This is a genomic window from Cohnella boryungensis (genome assembly GCF_042651945.1).
Classification (GTDB): Bacteria; Bacillota; Bacilli; order Paenibacillales; family Paenibacillaceae; genus Cohnella; species Cohnella boryungensis.
This window is the reverse complement of sequence record NZ_JBHSED010000070.1, coordinates 25578-41042: the sequence shown is the minus strand read 5'-3', so window position 1 is coordinate 41042 and position 15465 is coordinate 25578. Positions and strand designations below refer to the sequence as shown.

Sequence of the window (15465 nt, the reverse complement as noted above, 5' to 3'; positions counted from 1 at the left end):
ATGATCTGACTCCTTGACTTGGTTACTCCGCTGCTCTCTATCCAATAGCAAGATGATTCAAGATTTAACTAAAGTTGGGACAATCATGATAGTCCTCTTTTACTATACAATTCTGATCTGAAATTTTTCTTACAGCTCGCCTAACAAGAGCTATCCAGGCATAATATATCGCTATTCCTCTCAAAAAAATATCCCCCGTTCGGGAGGAGAGGGACGTAAAAAAACAGACATAACCGCGTAGCTGCAAGGCTTCGCGGTTATGTCTGCGCTGAAGGCGTAACACTCATTCGTACGATCGAATTAATCTACTCGCGCCCCATAGGATCGCAGGAAAAGAACGGCTTGCCCGGCGTCCATTCGCACGCCCTTCACATCAAGGCCCTTCAAATCGACTCCCTCCAAGCTCGCGCCGCGAAGATCCGCCCCCTGCAGCTTCGCTTTGCTGAACGAGACCCGGGTCAGGTCGCAATCTCTTAGATCGGCCTTTTCCAAATTCGCCTCCGTGAAGTCAGCCTCCAGAAAGCGAACTCCTCTGAACACCTGTTTCCCTAATCTGGCGTGTCTTAGATTCGTATATGCCCAATCCCCCTGATCGATTGTTATGCCGTCCATCTGAGCGCCTGAAAAATCCGAGCCGGTCATCTTGCACGCGGTGAATTTGGACACAAAGAGATTGGCGCCGTTGAAATTACAGTTTTCAAAGGCGCTCTCTGTATGAACGGAACCGTTCAAAGCCGCTCCGCGAAAGCTGCATTCGACGAAACGGCAATTGGCGGTGGCCATTTCCTCCATGGAAGCGTTCATGAATGTACATCTGTTAAAGGTGCAGCGAATGAGTTCGCCGTAGCGCAAATCCCGACCTTCAAATTGAACCTCCTGATAGGTCTGATCCTGATATTGGTACAATTCAACCAGCCTCCTGCCCGCAATAAAATAACGTCAATGCCGTTAGCACCTTCCAACTTACCACACAGAATGTTGACAGCATTATGTCATTATTTTAAATGCCAAAATAAAAAAACTAACCGATGTCATTGAAGGTTGAACGACCTGCTCGATTGCCATGCCGCTAAGCCTGGGCGGTAAATGCGAATGCTCGGGACTAGAGGTCTATCAGCACTATTTACACCCTTTAATAATTGGTATATATTTGCAATAGAACGTGTTTTTTCAAAGCCGTTCATCTGACTGCCGAGGAGGAGATCATCCATTTCGCAAGGCTTTTCGTTCAGCTCCAAGCAAGCTTGGAAACTATCTATTTCTGAGAGGACGGATGATTAATGAACAAATTAACCGCCAAGCTATTTGTAGTCCTGATGGCTGTCTCTTTGCTGTTCAGCATAACGGCATCAGCCAATCCGGCCATCGTGAGCTACGGCAGCACCTACTCCAATACGCTCACAGCCGGCCAAGGCTATGCCTACATTCTTCCTAACGCCAAAACTACCGGAACAAGCATCAAGATTACGGCTTCCGCCGCGAATGCGCTTCGGCTCCATTACTACTGGAGCTACAACAATACGACGCTCGATCTTGGCACGGCCGTCGTGAACAGCACCAATTACAACGGCGGTTCAGGCTACTTCAGTCCCGGCACGCTGGTTACGGTTATAGAGCGCGTGCCGGATTCCACAACCGCCTATCCTTCCGTTTCCTACACGATAACTTTCAATTAATTGCTCTCGATTGGCAACATTCAGAGCGGGAAGAGCTCAACCAAGTAAAAACGGCTCCGCCGTCCTTAGGTAAGGCGGCAGACGTTTTGTATCGAGCTATCAGATGGGGATAAGAATGTCTAAATGTTATACTTTCTGATATTGGAACAAAATAAGCTCAAGCGTCGGCAGGAATGCCCGGCGCTTGAGCTTGGTATATTTGGAAGGTTCTTCCTGCGGATATACGAAGCTTCCCGCTTCTTATTCGACCCGATTGACTCAAATCCTCGTTAATCGGATCGCCATGAATTGTCTGCCCGGCAGCTCGATTCGGAACGTCCCCTCATAGCTGCCCGGCAGCTTCTCAATGGTCATATTCCAGGTATCGATCCGTTCAACCTGATATCGGGTTCCCGGCCTCCGGCTGATCATGCGGAATTTCGGCTGGTTAAACCCGAAATAGTACAAATAGTATTCATCCCTGATTCCCGCGCACGGCGTATCCCAGTCTGAAGGCAGCGGATTAAGCACGCCTCCCGGGCTCTCTTCCATGATCCTGCGAAGGAAGGCAATCCGGGCCGGACTAGTCCCCGTAAGCTTGCCGCCCTTGGACCACCACAGAATCTCCTCCGGATTAAGGTACGTCTCCCCGTGCCCGACGTAGCCGCCGCGAATCGCTCCTTCCCAGAAGCGGCGCGTCATCTCTTCTCCGGTAATATTGCCCCAACCCTGGTCGATATCTCCTTCGTATCCGCACTCATCGATCACGACCGGCTTATGCCATTTTTCCCGCCACTCGTTCGCAGCTTCGGAGGTTTTGTACACATCGACGCGCTGAATGCTGCAATGCGTAACCCATGGCTTGCTGAAGTCATAGAAGCTGAAGCAATTATGATTCGAGATCAGATGTCCAACTGGATCGTTCTCCGTCACAATTGCGGCAAAACGCTCCCAATCCTTGTCTTCCTTGGACCACATCAGATCATATTCGTTCGCCAGTGACCACCATACGTTCCGGTAAGCGGACAATCGGGCCACGACATAGCGCAGATAACGATCGTCCGTCTCCGGGCTCATCTCCGAATAGCCCCAACGATCGTACGGATGAAACAGGATCAAGTCGGCTTCAATCCCACGCTTGCCAAGATCGGCGATTCTGTTCTCGAGATGCCGGAAAAATACCGGGTTGAACCGGGTATAATTCCATCCCTCATCCAGGGAGCCTTCGAACGGGTTATGGATCGGTTCATTCAGGTTGAACAGATAGGATTTCGGAAATACGCACATCCGCATCTTGTTGAACGGGGAAGCTTGCAGCGTTTCCAGCGTCTGCTCCTCCAATTCGCCGCCTTGATGTGTCCAAGCGTAACATGTCGTCCCCACGGGGATGTAAGAAGTTCCATCCTCATAGGCGAAATGATAAGTATCCTTTACGCGCAACGGCCCGTGGTTGCCGGAAGAGGGCTCGACGCTGCGAAAAGCACCTTCGATGCCATCGAGCGATCTGGCCGTGCTGTAGGTTCTGAAGGTCCAGGCCCCCTTGGCGTCCGGCATAAATCGGATACGATAAACGCCTTCGCCGTCATAGAATCCCGCCACGCGAACAGATCGGTCTTGCCAACAAAACTCGGCCTCCAGAGACACATCCGTGAACGGATTGCCGTGGCTGGGACCACGCAGCTCGATCTCGTACACGGACCATTGTTCTCCCTCGGTTGGCGCATGAACGGCCGCCGAACCGCGAGGCACGCTAACCGCTTCATACTCGATCGAAGGAGCGATTGCCGGCTCCGCCTGCCGAGCCTCCGGCTGCAACGAAACCCGAGACAACTCCAACATGGTTTCCTCCAGCCAATTCGTTTGGGACAATTCCTCATGATTGAACTGATAAAACTTGGCCAAAGACAAGCTCTTCAAGAGGGACACCATATGCGGAGCCGATGTGAGCAGGCTGGGAATCCGACGAAGCAGAATCGCTCGCGCCTCTTCATGCCTCAACAGGATGCCAATACGAGTGTCTCTAGTGATTTCCATCTTATTCATCCCCTTAAGTCTGAAGTAACGGTCTTATTTCGCAAGAGCATCGCAGCTTCCGCTTTATCCGTTCAGCTGCTTGAGCATTTCATTCAGGTCTTCATCGGAGAGCGCTCCCCCGCTGAAGCCAATCAGTCCTCTCAGCGGCATATACCGCAGCATGGCGGAGATCATCTCCGAGCCGGAACCCTCCTCGGAAGCCATAGCTCCGAATGGCGTTCGCGCGACCCATTCCCGGATGACCGCTTCCCCTCTAGAATCGCCGGAAAGATCGCCGACCGTGGTGTTCCGGGTGTATACAGGCTTGACGACAGATGTCGATTGAACATGCAAGGTATCCGTCAGTCGCGCATCCTGCGATGAGCTGCCGATAATAATCTCGAATTCTCCCGTCTCAACATGCCAATCCTTCAAGTCAACGCTATAGTAGGCGAAAGCACGCTTGTCCAGCGTGAATGAAACGGTCCTCGTCTCGCCCGGCTGCAATTCAACCTTGGCAAAGCCTTTCAGTTCCTTGGACGGACGGATCATGGTGCTGTGGACATCGCGTACATACAGCTGAACGATTTCCTTGCCCGCGCGCAAGCCCGTATTGCCGATCTCGACGGAAACCGTAACGTGTTCGTCGTCGCGGAGGCTTTTGCTGCCAATAAGCAAATTCTTATATACGAAGCTTGTATAGCTTAATCCGAAGCCGAACGGGAACAGAGGTTTAATCTGCTTGGCGTCATAATAACGATAACCGACGAACAGACCCTCGCGGTATTCCACGCGATCCCCCTCGCCCGGAAAGCTGAGCTGCGAAGGATTATGCTCCAGGCGTTCAGGAAATGTCTCCGCCAGCTTGCCGCAGGGGTTGGCGTCGCCAAACAGCAGATCGGCAATCGCACCGCCTAGGGCTTGGCCGCCGAGATAGGCTTCGAGCACCGCCTTGACGCTGCCGAGCCACGGCATTTCGATCGGGGCTCCATTGCTCAACACAAGGGCGAGATTCGGCTGTACTTCCGCAACGGCTAGAATAAGCTCGATCTGGTTGTCCGGCAGACGGAGATGAGTCCGGTCGAAACCTTCCGATTCGTAACGCTCCGGCAATCCGACGAACAGAACAGCCGCGTCCGCTTGAGAAGCGATCCGCTTCGCATCATCGAGAAGCCGATCGTCCGAAGCGTCCGATTGGAGCTCGTAGCCTTGAGCATACGCAATTTGCGCGCCTGCACCTGCGGATTTCACAATCTCCTCGCGGATATCCTCCAGCCTGGTCGGCTTGATGTGGGAGCTTCCTCCCCCCTGATAGCGCGGCTTGACCGCAAGCTCGCCGATTACGGCAAGATGTCCTTCCTTGCGCAGCGGCAGGATGCCGTCTTCATTTTTCAACAGCACCATGCTTTCCCGCGCGACTTCACGTGCCAAAGCGTGATGCTCCTTCGCGTCGTAGGCTGCCATCTCTTTACGGTTGTCTACAGCCATGAATATGATCCGCAAGAGGCGCTCTACCGCCCGATCCAGCTTGTACTCCGGCAGTCGGCCGCTGCGTACGGCCTCGATGATTTTGCGTTCTCCCGCTCCTCCGCTTGAGGGCATTTCGAGCTCTAGGCCTGCTGCCAGTCCGTCCGCCCGCTCATTCACGGCGCCCCAGTCCGAGACGACAAGCCCTTCATGCCCCCACTCTTCCTTCAGAATATCAGTCAGCAAATACTCGTTCTCGGAGGCATAGATCCCGTTCACCTTGTTATAGGAGCACATCACCGTCCAAGGCTGCGCTTCCTTCACGGCCAGCTCGAAGCTGGCCAAATAAATTTCCCGTAAAGTCCGTTCGTCGACAATCGAATCGCCGGTCATACGGCGATGCTCCTGATTATTCGCTGCGAAGTGCTTCAGCGAAGTGCCGACGCCCTGGCTCTGCACCCCCTCAATGTGGCTGGCCGCCATACGGGAAGACAGATACGGGTCTTCGGAGAAGTATTCGAAGTTGCGTCCGCAAAGCGGCGAGCGCTTGATATTCGCTCCTGGACCGAGAAGGACGGCAACCTCCTCCGCCTGGCATTCCTCTCCAAGCGCAACCCCGACCTTGCGAATCAGCTCCCGGTCCCACGAGCTGGCCATGCCCGCAGCCGAGGGGAAACACGTCGCCGGGACGCTGTCGAACAAGCCGAGATGATCCGCCGAGGCCCGCTGCTTCCGCAGTCCATGGGGCCCGTCAGTCAGCATGATGGACGGAATGCCCAGGCGCTCGACTCCTTTCATATGCCAGAAATCAAGACCGGAGCACATTCCGGCCTTCTCTTCCAATGTCATTCGGGCAACTAAGCCTTGAATATCCCTTGCCATTGCAGCACCTCCATTAGAATCCTGTCGACATGCTCTTCGCCGGCCGAAGGCCGGATAATAAATTCCCTTCCTCGAAACAGCAGTTCCGAAGAAGGGAGGCTTCACGGGGCGGAGGACGAACGGTTATTGGATGTTGTTCTCCTTAGCCCATGCATCCAACTGCTTCTGCTTCTCGGCAATGATCTTGTCGAGGCCAGCAGACTTCAGCTTGCTTAAGAATTCATCCAGCTTGGCTGGATCAATCGTCCCGGATTCCAGGCCAGCCTTGTACTGATTATTGACATTGGCAACCGCCGCTACTTCGGTTTTCACAGGAGTAGCATCAAACGAGAAGCCAAGCGCCTTGGAGAAGGTTGAAGCCTTGTTGAAGGCTTTCGTTTGTTCCCAGATGTCCGGCGGCGTTCCTTCCCATACCTTCGCCAAGGCATTGTTGCCAACCTGCCATTGGTTAAAGATATAGCTGCTTCCGCCCTCCGGCGCTTTGATGAGATTGTCCCCTGCGGACACGTAGTGCTTGCCTTCGACGCCGTTGGCGATCAGGTTAACGATATCCTTGTCCGTATAGAGCAGATTCAACAGTTGAGCGGCGCGATCGGGATCCTGCGTATTCTTCGGAATGGACATCATAAATCCGGTGCTCGAGTCGGACGTGGAGATCGGCGCCACAAACCGGGCAACCGCCACTTCATAGCCTGTGATTGTCTTTTCCTGGGCTTCAAATCCCGGCTTCAGATTGGCCATGTAGCTGAACGCTTTGCCTGCGCTCGTCAAGCTGGTGTTAGATTCCTGCGAGGTGGCCGCATCCGGCATAATATAACCGGCCTGGTACCATCTTCTGGCCAACTGCAAAGCATCCTTGTAGATGGGCAGCTCGTAGAGGTTAACGACCTTCAAATCCTGGTTGTTCACCAGAAGCACCCCCGGGGTGTCCCCCATCTGGTCAATATATCCCCGAACGATTTCGTAAGCAATGGTGTTCGTCTGAGAGCGTTGCACCAGTGGGTAGATGCCCGGCTCATTATCTTTGATCGTCTTGAAGATCGGGTCCAGATCCGCATAGGTTTTAACGTTATCGAAGTTGAGACCATACTTGTCCATCAAGTCTTTTCTGGCCACGAAGCCGTGATCGGCTGCCGTATCCCGCACGCTCGGCACGCCGTAGCTCTTGCCGCCGACCTTCGTTGCATTAAAGATTCTCGGCTCCATCGTGTCCTTGATCGCTGGGCCGTGTTTCGCGACAAGCTCATCGATCGGAAGCAATTGCCCCTTGGCAACCTGCGAAGAGAAGTTGAAGAAGGAAGACGTGACCAACAGGTCGAGCGGCTCGTTGCCCGCCAGCATCAGATTCACCTGCTGCACCCATGCGCCGATGTCTATCGGAATAAGCTTGACAGTCGCATTGATTTTCTCTTTTGTAATTTTGCTCATTTCCTCCTGTACGAGGTTCACTTCCTTCATATTGCCAAGCCCGATAAAGGCCAGCTTCAATTCCAGCTCCTTCTCGTTGTTCGGACCGGAGGCGACGCCTTCCGACGAAGAGGCCCCGCCGCTCGCAGCGGGAGAGGAAGTATTGCCCGAGTTGCTGGACTTCCCGCAAGCGGCAAGCAGTAAAGACAGAATCAATACGACGGAGAGCAGAAGTATAGAGGCCTTGGACTTTCTTAACATGTGTATTCCCCCTAAATAATTGTATACTCATCTATACCAACCGGGCCGGAAGCCCGAGAATGGCCAATCATTTGACAGCACCAATGGTGAGGCCTTTGACAAAATACTTCTGAAAGAACGGATAGATCAGCAGCAGAGGCAATATCCCGATGACGGCCATCGCCATCCGAACCGAGTTCATGGGCAGGTTGGCGGTCACGTTCTGGCCTCCCAGGTTATTCTGCTGAAGGAACTGGATGTTGACCAGCATTCGGTTAAGCAGGTTCTGAATGCTGAACAGGCCCGGTTCCGTGACATAGATAAGACCGTTGAACCAATCATTCCAGTAATTGATCGTCAGCATAAGACCGATTGTCGCCAGAATGGGCAAGGAGAGCGGAAGCACCATGCGGTAAAAAATTTTGAATTCCGACGCTCCGTCGATGTACGCCGACTCAATGATCTGTACCGGAATGGAGTTGGCGAAGAAGGTTCTGATCAACAGAATAAAAAATCCGTTGGTCAGCAGTCCTGGAACGATGAGAGATATTAAAGTGTTCTTCATATCGAACACTTCCGTGTAGATCAGGTACGTCGGCACGAGTCCTCCGTTGAACAGAAGCGTGAAGAACACGAGGAAGGACAGGATGCCTCGCATAGGCAAGTCGCGCCTGGACAAGGGATAGGCCAGCAGAGCGCTGATCAGCAGACCTACGAAGGTGCCTGTAACGGTAATCAGAACCGTGATGCCGTAAGCGTTGAACATGGACAGCTTTTGCTTCCACAGGTAGCTGTAGGCCTCCAAGCTGAAGTCGCTCGGCCAGACCGAATATCCATTGCTTATGATTGCGCTCTCCTCCGTGATCGACGACATGAAGAGCAGAAGGAAGGGAAACAAGCACAGGATCGCGAGAATGACGAACACCGTGTGTACGAATGCCTGGTTCATATTGTTTCTCATTGCAGTTCACCTCTTTCGGTTTAGAACAAGGCATTATCCTTGTTGCGTTTGCTGACGATGTAGTTGGACAGCAGCACCAGAACAAATCCGACCAACGATTGGTACAAGCCTGCTGCGGAAGACATCCCGATGTCGCCAAGCGTCATCAAGCCCCGGTACACATACGTGTCGATCACGTCCGTAACCGGCTGCAGCGGACCGGAGTTAAGCGGAACCTGGTAGAACAGGCCGAAATCGGAGTAGAAAATCCGGCCGATCGCCAGCAGGGTCATAATCGTGATCGTCGGCGTAATCAGCGGGATCGTAATGCTCCTGATCTGATGCCACTTGCTTGCGCCGTCGATCGTTGCCGCTTCGTAGTATTCGTTATCTATTCCGATGATCGACGCCAGGAAAATCACGCACAGATATCCGGTAGCTTTCCACAATTGGACAATCGTTAAGATATAAGGCCAATATTTCGGTTCAAAGTACCACGAGATCGGTTCAATGCCTAACATCGGAAGGATATTCATATTGAGATACCCGTTCTCGGAGCTTAGCATCGAGAGCACCAGATACCCGACGACAACCATTGAGATGAGGAACGGCAGCAGGATCACGCTCTGGTAGAATCGGGCGGCCAGCTTGCTGCGAACTTCATTCAGCAATATCGCAACGCCTATGGCCATCACCGTATTGAGGATAATGAACGCTCCGTTATACAGTATCGTGTTACGGGTAATCGTAACGGCATCCTCTGTCTTGAACAAATACTCGAAATTCTTGAACCCGATCCAGTCGCTTCCGAGAATCCCTTTTGCATAGTTAATGTCCTTGAAGGCGATGACAACGCCGAACATCGGCATGTAATTGTTGATAATCAAGTAGACGATGCCGGGCACCATCATCAAGAACAAGGCACGATAGCGTTTCATTTGTTTCCATGTACGAGCCCATCCTGTCTTCGCCATGTGGAACTCCCCCTCTTCCTTGCCTTTCGTTATGCTCTCATTCTAAGGGAGTATCGGTGAGAGCGCTTACCAATAAAACGACTTCTCGTTTATAAAATTCCGACCTCTTCTGCTCGTATATACAGAAAGCCGACTCCTTGTTAAGGAATCGGCTGTGGAGCTCTAATTCGTCTGCGATCGTCTGCGGTAATCAAGCGGATTCATGCCGGTCGATTTCTTGAAAATCGTCGAGAAGTAGGACAAGTTCGAATAGCCCGAAGCGAGCGCGATATCGCTGATCGATTGACCTGAATGGACAAGAAGCTCCTTGGCATGTTCAATTCGACTCTGTTGGAGGAAGTCCGAAAGGGATAGCCCCGTCTCCTTCTTGAATATACGCGTCAGATAGTCCGGATTGAGGAACACGTGATTGGCGATATCCTCGCGAGAAAGGCTCTGCTCCCCGATCTTCTCGGCAATAAATCTCTTCACCTTGTTCGCGACGGATAAGTTCTCCTCGATCGAATGGATATGGTTTAACGCAACCTCCACGATGAAGCCCACCCATTCCTGCAAGGCGGTCAACGAACGCAGCACAGATTCCGGCTTGTGCGTGAGCAGATTGCGCGCAAACACCTGATTGGCCTGCAGTCCCTTGGACTGAAGAACGAAGTAGATCATCTGCATGAAGTCCTGATAGAACGAATGGACGTCCTCCGCATCCACTCCGCCTTCAAGCTCCTTCCACGATTCAAGATAGCGGGAGATATGCTCCCTTAATTTGTCGCGGGCCCCCTGCTTCATCCATTCTGCCCATTCCGCCAACGGAGCGGTCGGTATCCGGAGCTCTCCCCTCTTCGATTCCCCCAGAAAAATCGTACGGTTAATCCGCGTCACATTGTTCTCTTCCAGCCGTTGCAGCGTATACAGCATATCCGCCATCTCATGCAGCTGTACCGGATCGCCGACATAACAGCTAATATCGCAATACAAGTATTGATTGCAATTCTGGATGAAGGAATCGCAATCGCTGCGAAACTTGGGCTGATCTATCGGCGCATCAACGGGAATAACCGTCAGCAGCGAATCGTGATGCACAGGAATAATCGCGGCCCCTTCCACCTGATTCATGATTTCCTCCAGCACATTGCGCAGCGCGTATTCCATAATCCGCTGATCCCGGTCTGACAGCTCCTTGTTCCAGCGCTGAACACGCGTATAGACGGGCAGGTATTTCCCTTCCCGATAAGACAAGCCGGCGCTCTGCATAGCCGCACCTATCGTCTTCGGAATGGCCGGAAGCTTCTTCTGGATCAGATCCTGCCAGAAGCGGTCCGCCACTACCGGCTTATGAGCCTCCCACAGCTGGTGATAGCGGTTGTGAACCTCCTCGAACGAACGGAGCTCGCTCTCCTTCTTGATCTTCCCCAGGGCTTTGGCCAAGACCGTCTCCAGCTCCGAATAGTCTACCGGCTTAAGCAAATAATCGAAGCTGTTTAATTGAATCGCCTGCTTGGCGAAGGAGAAGTCGGAATGACAGGTCAGGAAGATCGTTTCCGTATCCGGGTATTGCTCTCTGACCCAAGCCGTCAATTCGATTCCCGAACCTTGAGGCATCTCGATATCGCAGATCAGGAGGTGAATCTTGCGGTCGCGAAATACGTCCTGGGCCTGCCTCAGACTATGCGCCGTATGAACCTCGTCAACGGCCAGCTTATCCCATTGAACCCCGGCCTGCAGCCCTCTGACGGCATGGACCTCGTCATCTACAATCAACACCTGAAACATCTATCCCACCCCGTTCATTCCTGCATCGGAATTCCGATCCGCACGACAGCGCCCTGCCCCGGCTCGTTGTAGAATTCAATTGTCGCCCTGTCCTGGTAGAGCAGCCGAAGCCGCCTTCGCGCATTCCAAATGCCGATCTGCTCTCCGTTCTCGCTGGCGGCACCTTCCCGTTCCTGCGCCAGCCACTCCAGCACCTCGTCGGGAAAGCCGGGACCGGTGTCTTTAATGTGAAGAAGGAGACGCGAGGGGCCCTTGGCCGACTCCTCCTTCCCCACTTCGACCGAAATATAAATCAGCTTGTCCATGTTCACCGCATATTTAATCGTATTTTCCACCATCGTCTGCACAATAAGCGGAGGAACCTCCTGATCCAGGAAGGCCTCGGGCCGATCGATCCGATATTGGAAAATATCCGGGAATCTCAGCTGCTGAATCCGCAAATAATTAGCAGTATGGTTCAGCTCGTCGCGCAGCGGAATGAGGTAAGAATTGCTCCGGAACATGAACCGGAAGTACGACACGAGACACTTGGTCATCTCCTGAATGAGGGCGAAGTCTTTGACCGTCGCCAGGTTGTAAATAATATTGAGCGAATTGAGAAAGAAGTGAGGATTGATCTGCAGCTGCAGATGTCTCAGCTCCGCACGCTGGTGATTCAGCTTTTCCTCGTACACGTTGATCTTAAGATGCACGATCTCTTCCATCATGCGATTGAACGTTTCGTTCACGATTTCGAATTCGGTTGACGCAGGCTTCTGCTCGATCCGCGATTCCCAGTTGCCGTCTCGCAGCCTGCGCATCGCCATGACGATTCGCTTAATCGGCTTCAGGAACATATGCCGCATCAGGAAAATAAACAGCAGCAGGAAGAATACGCCGGCAAGGGTAATGATGGAGGAGATCCGCTGAAGGTAAGGTAGATTTTGCAAAATCGTGCTTTCGGGAACGAGCGCGACCAAATTGAAATTGCCTTGCGTCGAGGGCTCTCCCATGACCAGGTAGGTATCGTTGCCTTGGCCTGTGAGCGTATACGATTGCTTGGGAAAGTTCAGGCTGAGCTCCTTGTCATTGACGAGGTCGACATGGCTGATCGGCTCCGATTTGTCCGTCGTAATGAGCGCGGCGCCGGATTCGCCCAGATCGATGAGATTTAATGGAACCATCAATTGGCTGCTGTTGATCCAGGCGCCCATATAGACATTGCCGGACTTCAGCAAATGAAATAAATAATAATTCTGTTCTCCCTTCCAGACATGCCAGTTGGAATAATCGTTGGTCTCCATTTCCTGCTCCAGCATCCTCAGAATTTCTTGGCGCGATTGTTCGCGCTCCTCGAAGCTGCCTTGGTTATTTTGCGCAACGATCAGCTCCTGATTAAGCGCCGAATAGACGAAAAACGATTCGAGAATCGGGTAATAGCCCATGTTATCCTTAAGGGTATTGAACATGCTGATTTTCGCAATCTGGTATCTGTCCGAGTCGCGCGACTTGGGAAATTCCAGATCCAGTACGTTCAGATTGCCCTCCAGAGTCGGAAACATATACTTGTCCACTTCCACCAGGTTGCGGTCAATCTGTCCCATGTACAGACTAAGCATATTTTTGTTGGATTGCGCGACCTGGCTGCGGACAACTTCAACGGAGTATAGATTGTTTACGACCAGCATCGTGGCCAGAGGCACGAAAATGACGAGCACGGCCGCAATGAACTTGAAGCGCAGCGAGTTCAGATAAGGTCTAATTCTACGCACGGCCGCTCCTCCTCCTTGAAATCCGCCTATAATCTGCTTGTCCTCATTTTATCCGAATGGGGCGGACGTCATAAAGAGGGCATTATGACCAATGCCCTCTCCAACAACCCTCGTCGGGTTACCTTTTGTATTTAACCGCGCGGGCATCCTGAATGACGCCCTTCCAATTCAATCCGTACGCAAAGTCATACGCGCGGCCTGCCGAATCAACATACGCTTCCATGTCATGCGGTATATCTTCCAGCTGCGTCTCCACCGTCTTCATACTGGCGGGCATTTGGAAGGGAAGCAGCGCTTGCGGCTCGAAAGCGCCCGATACAATATCGAGAATCGCCTGATCCTGTACGCCGAAGTGGGCAATGATCGCATCGGCCTCGGGCTCCAGCTCCGCCATCACCGCAGGGTTCGACAGCAGCATGGACACGACGACCGGCTTGCCGTTCATCAAGCGTTTGGTTCGAACGACCAAATCCAGATCGGAAGCGTTCGAGACGGTCACCGTTTTGCCCCGGTACGAGCGGTTCAACACATCGCGCGGGTCACCGGCGAGACTCTCTTCGCGGGCATGCTCTGCCGTATAAGGCCTGTATTGGAGACTGATCGGTACATACCCGTTGCCTCCCGCCTCCGCATCCGCTTTACTGTAGCCCTTCGTCGAGCGGGGACTTTCGATGCAGACCAGCGCGAAATCCGCCTTGTCCGGATCGTCGGTCAGTTCGAAATATTTCTTCACGACATCGAGGCGGATCGGAAATTCCTCGGATGGCGGAAGCGGTATTCCCATCCAATCCGTATCGGCCGGCAGAGATCTCCTCGGAATATATACGGTCTGCCTCTTCGCAAGCGGCAGCGCCCGCTCATTCTTCAGAAGCACGATCGACTTGAGCTGAGCCTGATACCCGTGTTCCATAAAAGCGGGAGATCCGACTCTGACTGCCGTTTCTTGCTGCTGGACATAGGGATTCTCGAACAGGCCCAAGCGGAACATGTTCAGGAGCAGCCGCGCCGCCGATTGCTCGAAGCGCCTCCTCATGAAGGCTTCGCCATGCTTCTGGACGCCTATGCGATACGCCTCCAGCACAGGAGCAGGCTCATTGCTGCCTCCGAATTGGTCGATACCGGCCATCAGAAGCTTGTAGTGCCGTTCAGCAACCGTGTAGCCTTCCTCTACGCCCCAGCAGCGTCCCCCGGGGAACAGACGGGTGATGTCTTCGCCTTCGTCTGCGACAATGCCCCAGTCCGTGCATACGACGCCGTCGTAGCCGTACTTCTCCCGAAGGAGCTCCTGAATGAGATAGGAGCTGTAGGCGTTGCCGACATCCTCTCCTCCGATCGGATCCTGACCGACGGATATCGTGTAATACGGCATGACGGCGGAAGCCTGGCCCGTTCTGCCCGACAAGCGAAAGGCTCCTTCCGTAAACGGAATCAGATGCTCCTCAAAATTATTGCCCGGGTACACCGCGTATTTGCCATAGCCGAAATGCGCATCCCTTCCGGCTTCGCCGGACCCGCCGCCGGGCCAGTGCTTGACCATGGCGTTCACGCTGTCGTAACCCCATCCGTCCGCGATTTCGGCCTCTCCCTCCGAAGTCTGAAATCCGTCAATATAGGCCTGCGCCATATCCGCCGCCAACCGCGGGTCTTCTCCGAACGTCATGCCGAAGCGGAACCATCTTGGGTCCGTGGCGATATCGATCTGCGGCGATAGAGCCGTTGCCAGACCGAGGGCCCGGTACTCCAGTGCCGCCACCTCTCCGAATTTACGGGCGGTCTCGGGATCGAAGGTGGCTGCCAGCCCCATGCTCTCCGGCCACATGGAGATCGTTCCCCCTGCGCCCGCATTGAACTCCTTGGACGCATCCGAGCTATGGCGCGGATCCGAGCTGTTGTTCGCCGGGATGCCCCAGTCAAGGCTCTCCGCATAAGCCTGAATGTTGTTGTTCCAGCGCGCGGCCGTCTCGGGACTTTCTATGCGCGTAATCAGCAGATGACGAATGTGGTCGTTCGCAAGGAAAGCCATCTGCTCGTCGGACAGGTCGGCCGAATCGGCTCCGCTAACCGCGAAGTCTTGACCGCCGTAGTGTGCAGGAAACCACCCTTGATTGCCCGGAATCGCCTGATGGCTGCTATACAGCATCAGTCCGGCGATCTGCTCGATCGTCATTCGGGAAGCCAGATCCTTCGCGCGCGCTTCCGGGGCCAGCCTCCAGTCCTCGTAAGGGAGCAGCTCCTCGTCCCCGCTATGGCTCTTGAAAGCCAAGCCGTCCGAATGCACAATCCGAACGCCCGAAGCCTCGGAATAGCCGAGCTTCGGCCCTCGCTCATTGTGAACGTACAGCACCTTGATGTCGCCTGTGTGTCTCATC

10 protein-coding genes are annotated in these 15465 nt (G+C 53.5%); 1 reads left to right on the top strand and 9 read right to left on the bottom strand.

Going from position 1 to position 15465, the window contains the following annotated elements:
* Positions 1–300: 300 nt before the first annotated feature.
* Positions 301–906, bottom strand: coding sequence for a pentapeptide repeat-containing protein (locus ACFO1S_RS26250; protein ID WP_204604140.1), 606 nt, complete (start codon positions 904–906; stop codon positions 301–303).
* Positions 907–1280: 374 nt separating this feature from the next.
* Here ACFO1S_RS26250 and ACFO1S_RS26245 point away from each other — a divergent pair, with 374 nt between their 5' ends.
* Complete coding sequence (locus ACFO1S_RS26245) at positions 1281–1676, top strand: hypothetical protein (RefSeq protein WP_204604139.1); 396 nt, start codon at positions 1281–1283, stop codon at positions 1674–1676.
* Positions 1677–1934: 258 nt separating this feature from the next.
* Here ACFO1S_RS26245 and ACFO1S_RS26240 read toward each other — a convergent pair whose 3' ends face one another.
* The 8 genes from ACFO1S_RS26240 to ACFO1S_RS26205 all read right to left on the bottom strand — a co-directional run bounded on the left by ACFO1S_RS26240 (position 1935) and on the right by ACFO1S_RS26205 (position 15464).
* A complete protein-coding gene (locus tag ACFO1S_RS26240; protein ID WP_204604138.1) occupies positions 1935–3689 on the bottom strand; it encodes a DUF5605 domain-containing protein in 1755 nt (584 codons plus the stop codon).
* A gap of 63 nt (positions 3690–3752) precedes the next feature.
* Positions 3753–6017, bottom strand: coding sequence for a beta-glucosidase family protein (locus ACFO1S_RS26235; RefSeq protein WP_204604137.1), 2265 nt, complete (start codon positions 6015–6017; stop codon positions 3753–3755).
* Between the two features lie 123 nt (positions 6018–6140).
* Positions 6141–7685: an ABC transporter substrate-binding protein gene (locus tag ACFO1S_RS26230; RefSeq protein WP_204604136.1), complete on the bottom strand. Its 1545-nt coding sequence runs from the start codon at positions 7683–7685 to the stop codon at positions 6141–6143.
* Positions 7686–7752: 67 nt separating this feature from the next.
* Positions 7753–8625, bottom strand: coding sequence for a carbohydrate ABC transporter permease (locus ACFO1S_RS26225; protein ID WP_204604135.1), 873 nt, complete (start codon positions 8623–8625; stop codon positions 7753–7755).
* 20 nt (positions 8626–8645) lie between these two features.
* Positions 8646–9578 carry an ABC transporter permease gene (locus ACFO1S_RS26220; protein ID WP_204604134.1) on the bottom strand — a complete coding sequence of 311 codons (933 nt, stop codon included), beginning with the start codon at positions 9576–9578 and terminating at the stop codon, positions 8646–8648.
* A gap of 162 nt (positions 9579–9740) precedes the next feature.
* On the bottom strand, positions 9741–11345 hold the full coding sequence (locus tag ACFO1S_RS26215) for a helix-turn-helix domain-containing protein (protein WP_204604133.1): 1605 nt from the start codon (positions 11343–11345) through the stop codon (positions 9741–9743).
* Between the two features lie 14 nt (positions 11346–11359).
* Complete coding sequence (locus ACFO1S_RS26210; protein ID WP_204604132.1) at positions 11360–13096, bottom strand: sensor histidine kinase; 1737 nt, start codon at positions 13094–13096, stop codon at positions 11360–11362.
* Positions 13097–13214: 118 nt separating this feature from the next.
* Positions 13215–15464, bottom strand: a complete 2250-nt coding sequence (locus tag ACFO1S_RS26205) for a glycoside hydrolase family 3 protein (RefSeq protein WP_204604131.1) — start codon at positions 15462–15464, stop codon at positions 13215–13217.
* Between the last annotated feature and the right edge of the window lies 1 nt (position 15465).

Coding starts and splice junctions, on each gene's coding strand:
- ACFO1S_RS26245 (WP_204604139.1), top strand. CDS start 1,281: ATGAACAAATTAACCGCCAAGCTATTTGTAGTCCTGATGGCTGTCTCT.
- ACFO1S_RS26240 (WP_204604138.1), bottom strand. CDS start 3,689: ATGGAAATCACTAGAGACACTCGTATTGGCATCCTGTTGAGGCATGAA.
- ACFO1S_RS26235 (WP_204604137.1), bottom strand. CDS start 6,017: ATGGCAAGGGATATTCAAGGCTTAGTTGCCCGAATGACATTGGAAGAG.
- ACFO1S_RS26230 (WP_204604136.1), bottom strand. CDS start 7,685: ATGTTAAGAAAGTCCAAGGCCTCTATACTTCTGCTCTCCGTCGTATTG.
- ACFO1S_RS26225 (WP_204604135.1), bottom strand. CDS start 8,625: ATGAGAAACAATATGAACCAGGCATTCGTACACACGGTGTTCGTCATT.
- ACFO1S_RS26220 (WP_204604134.1), bottom strand. CDS start 9,578: ATGGCGAAGACAGGATGGGCTCGTACATGGAAACAAATGAAACGCTAT.
- ACFO1S_RS26215 (WP_204604133.1), bottom strand. CDS start 11,345: ATGTTTCAGGTGTTGATTGTAGATGACGAGGTCCATGCCGTCAGAGGG.
- ACFO1S_RS26205 (WP_204604131.1), bottom strand. CDS start 15,464: ATGAGACACACAGGCGACATCAAGGTGCTGTACGTTCACAATGAGCGA.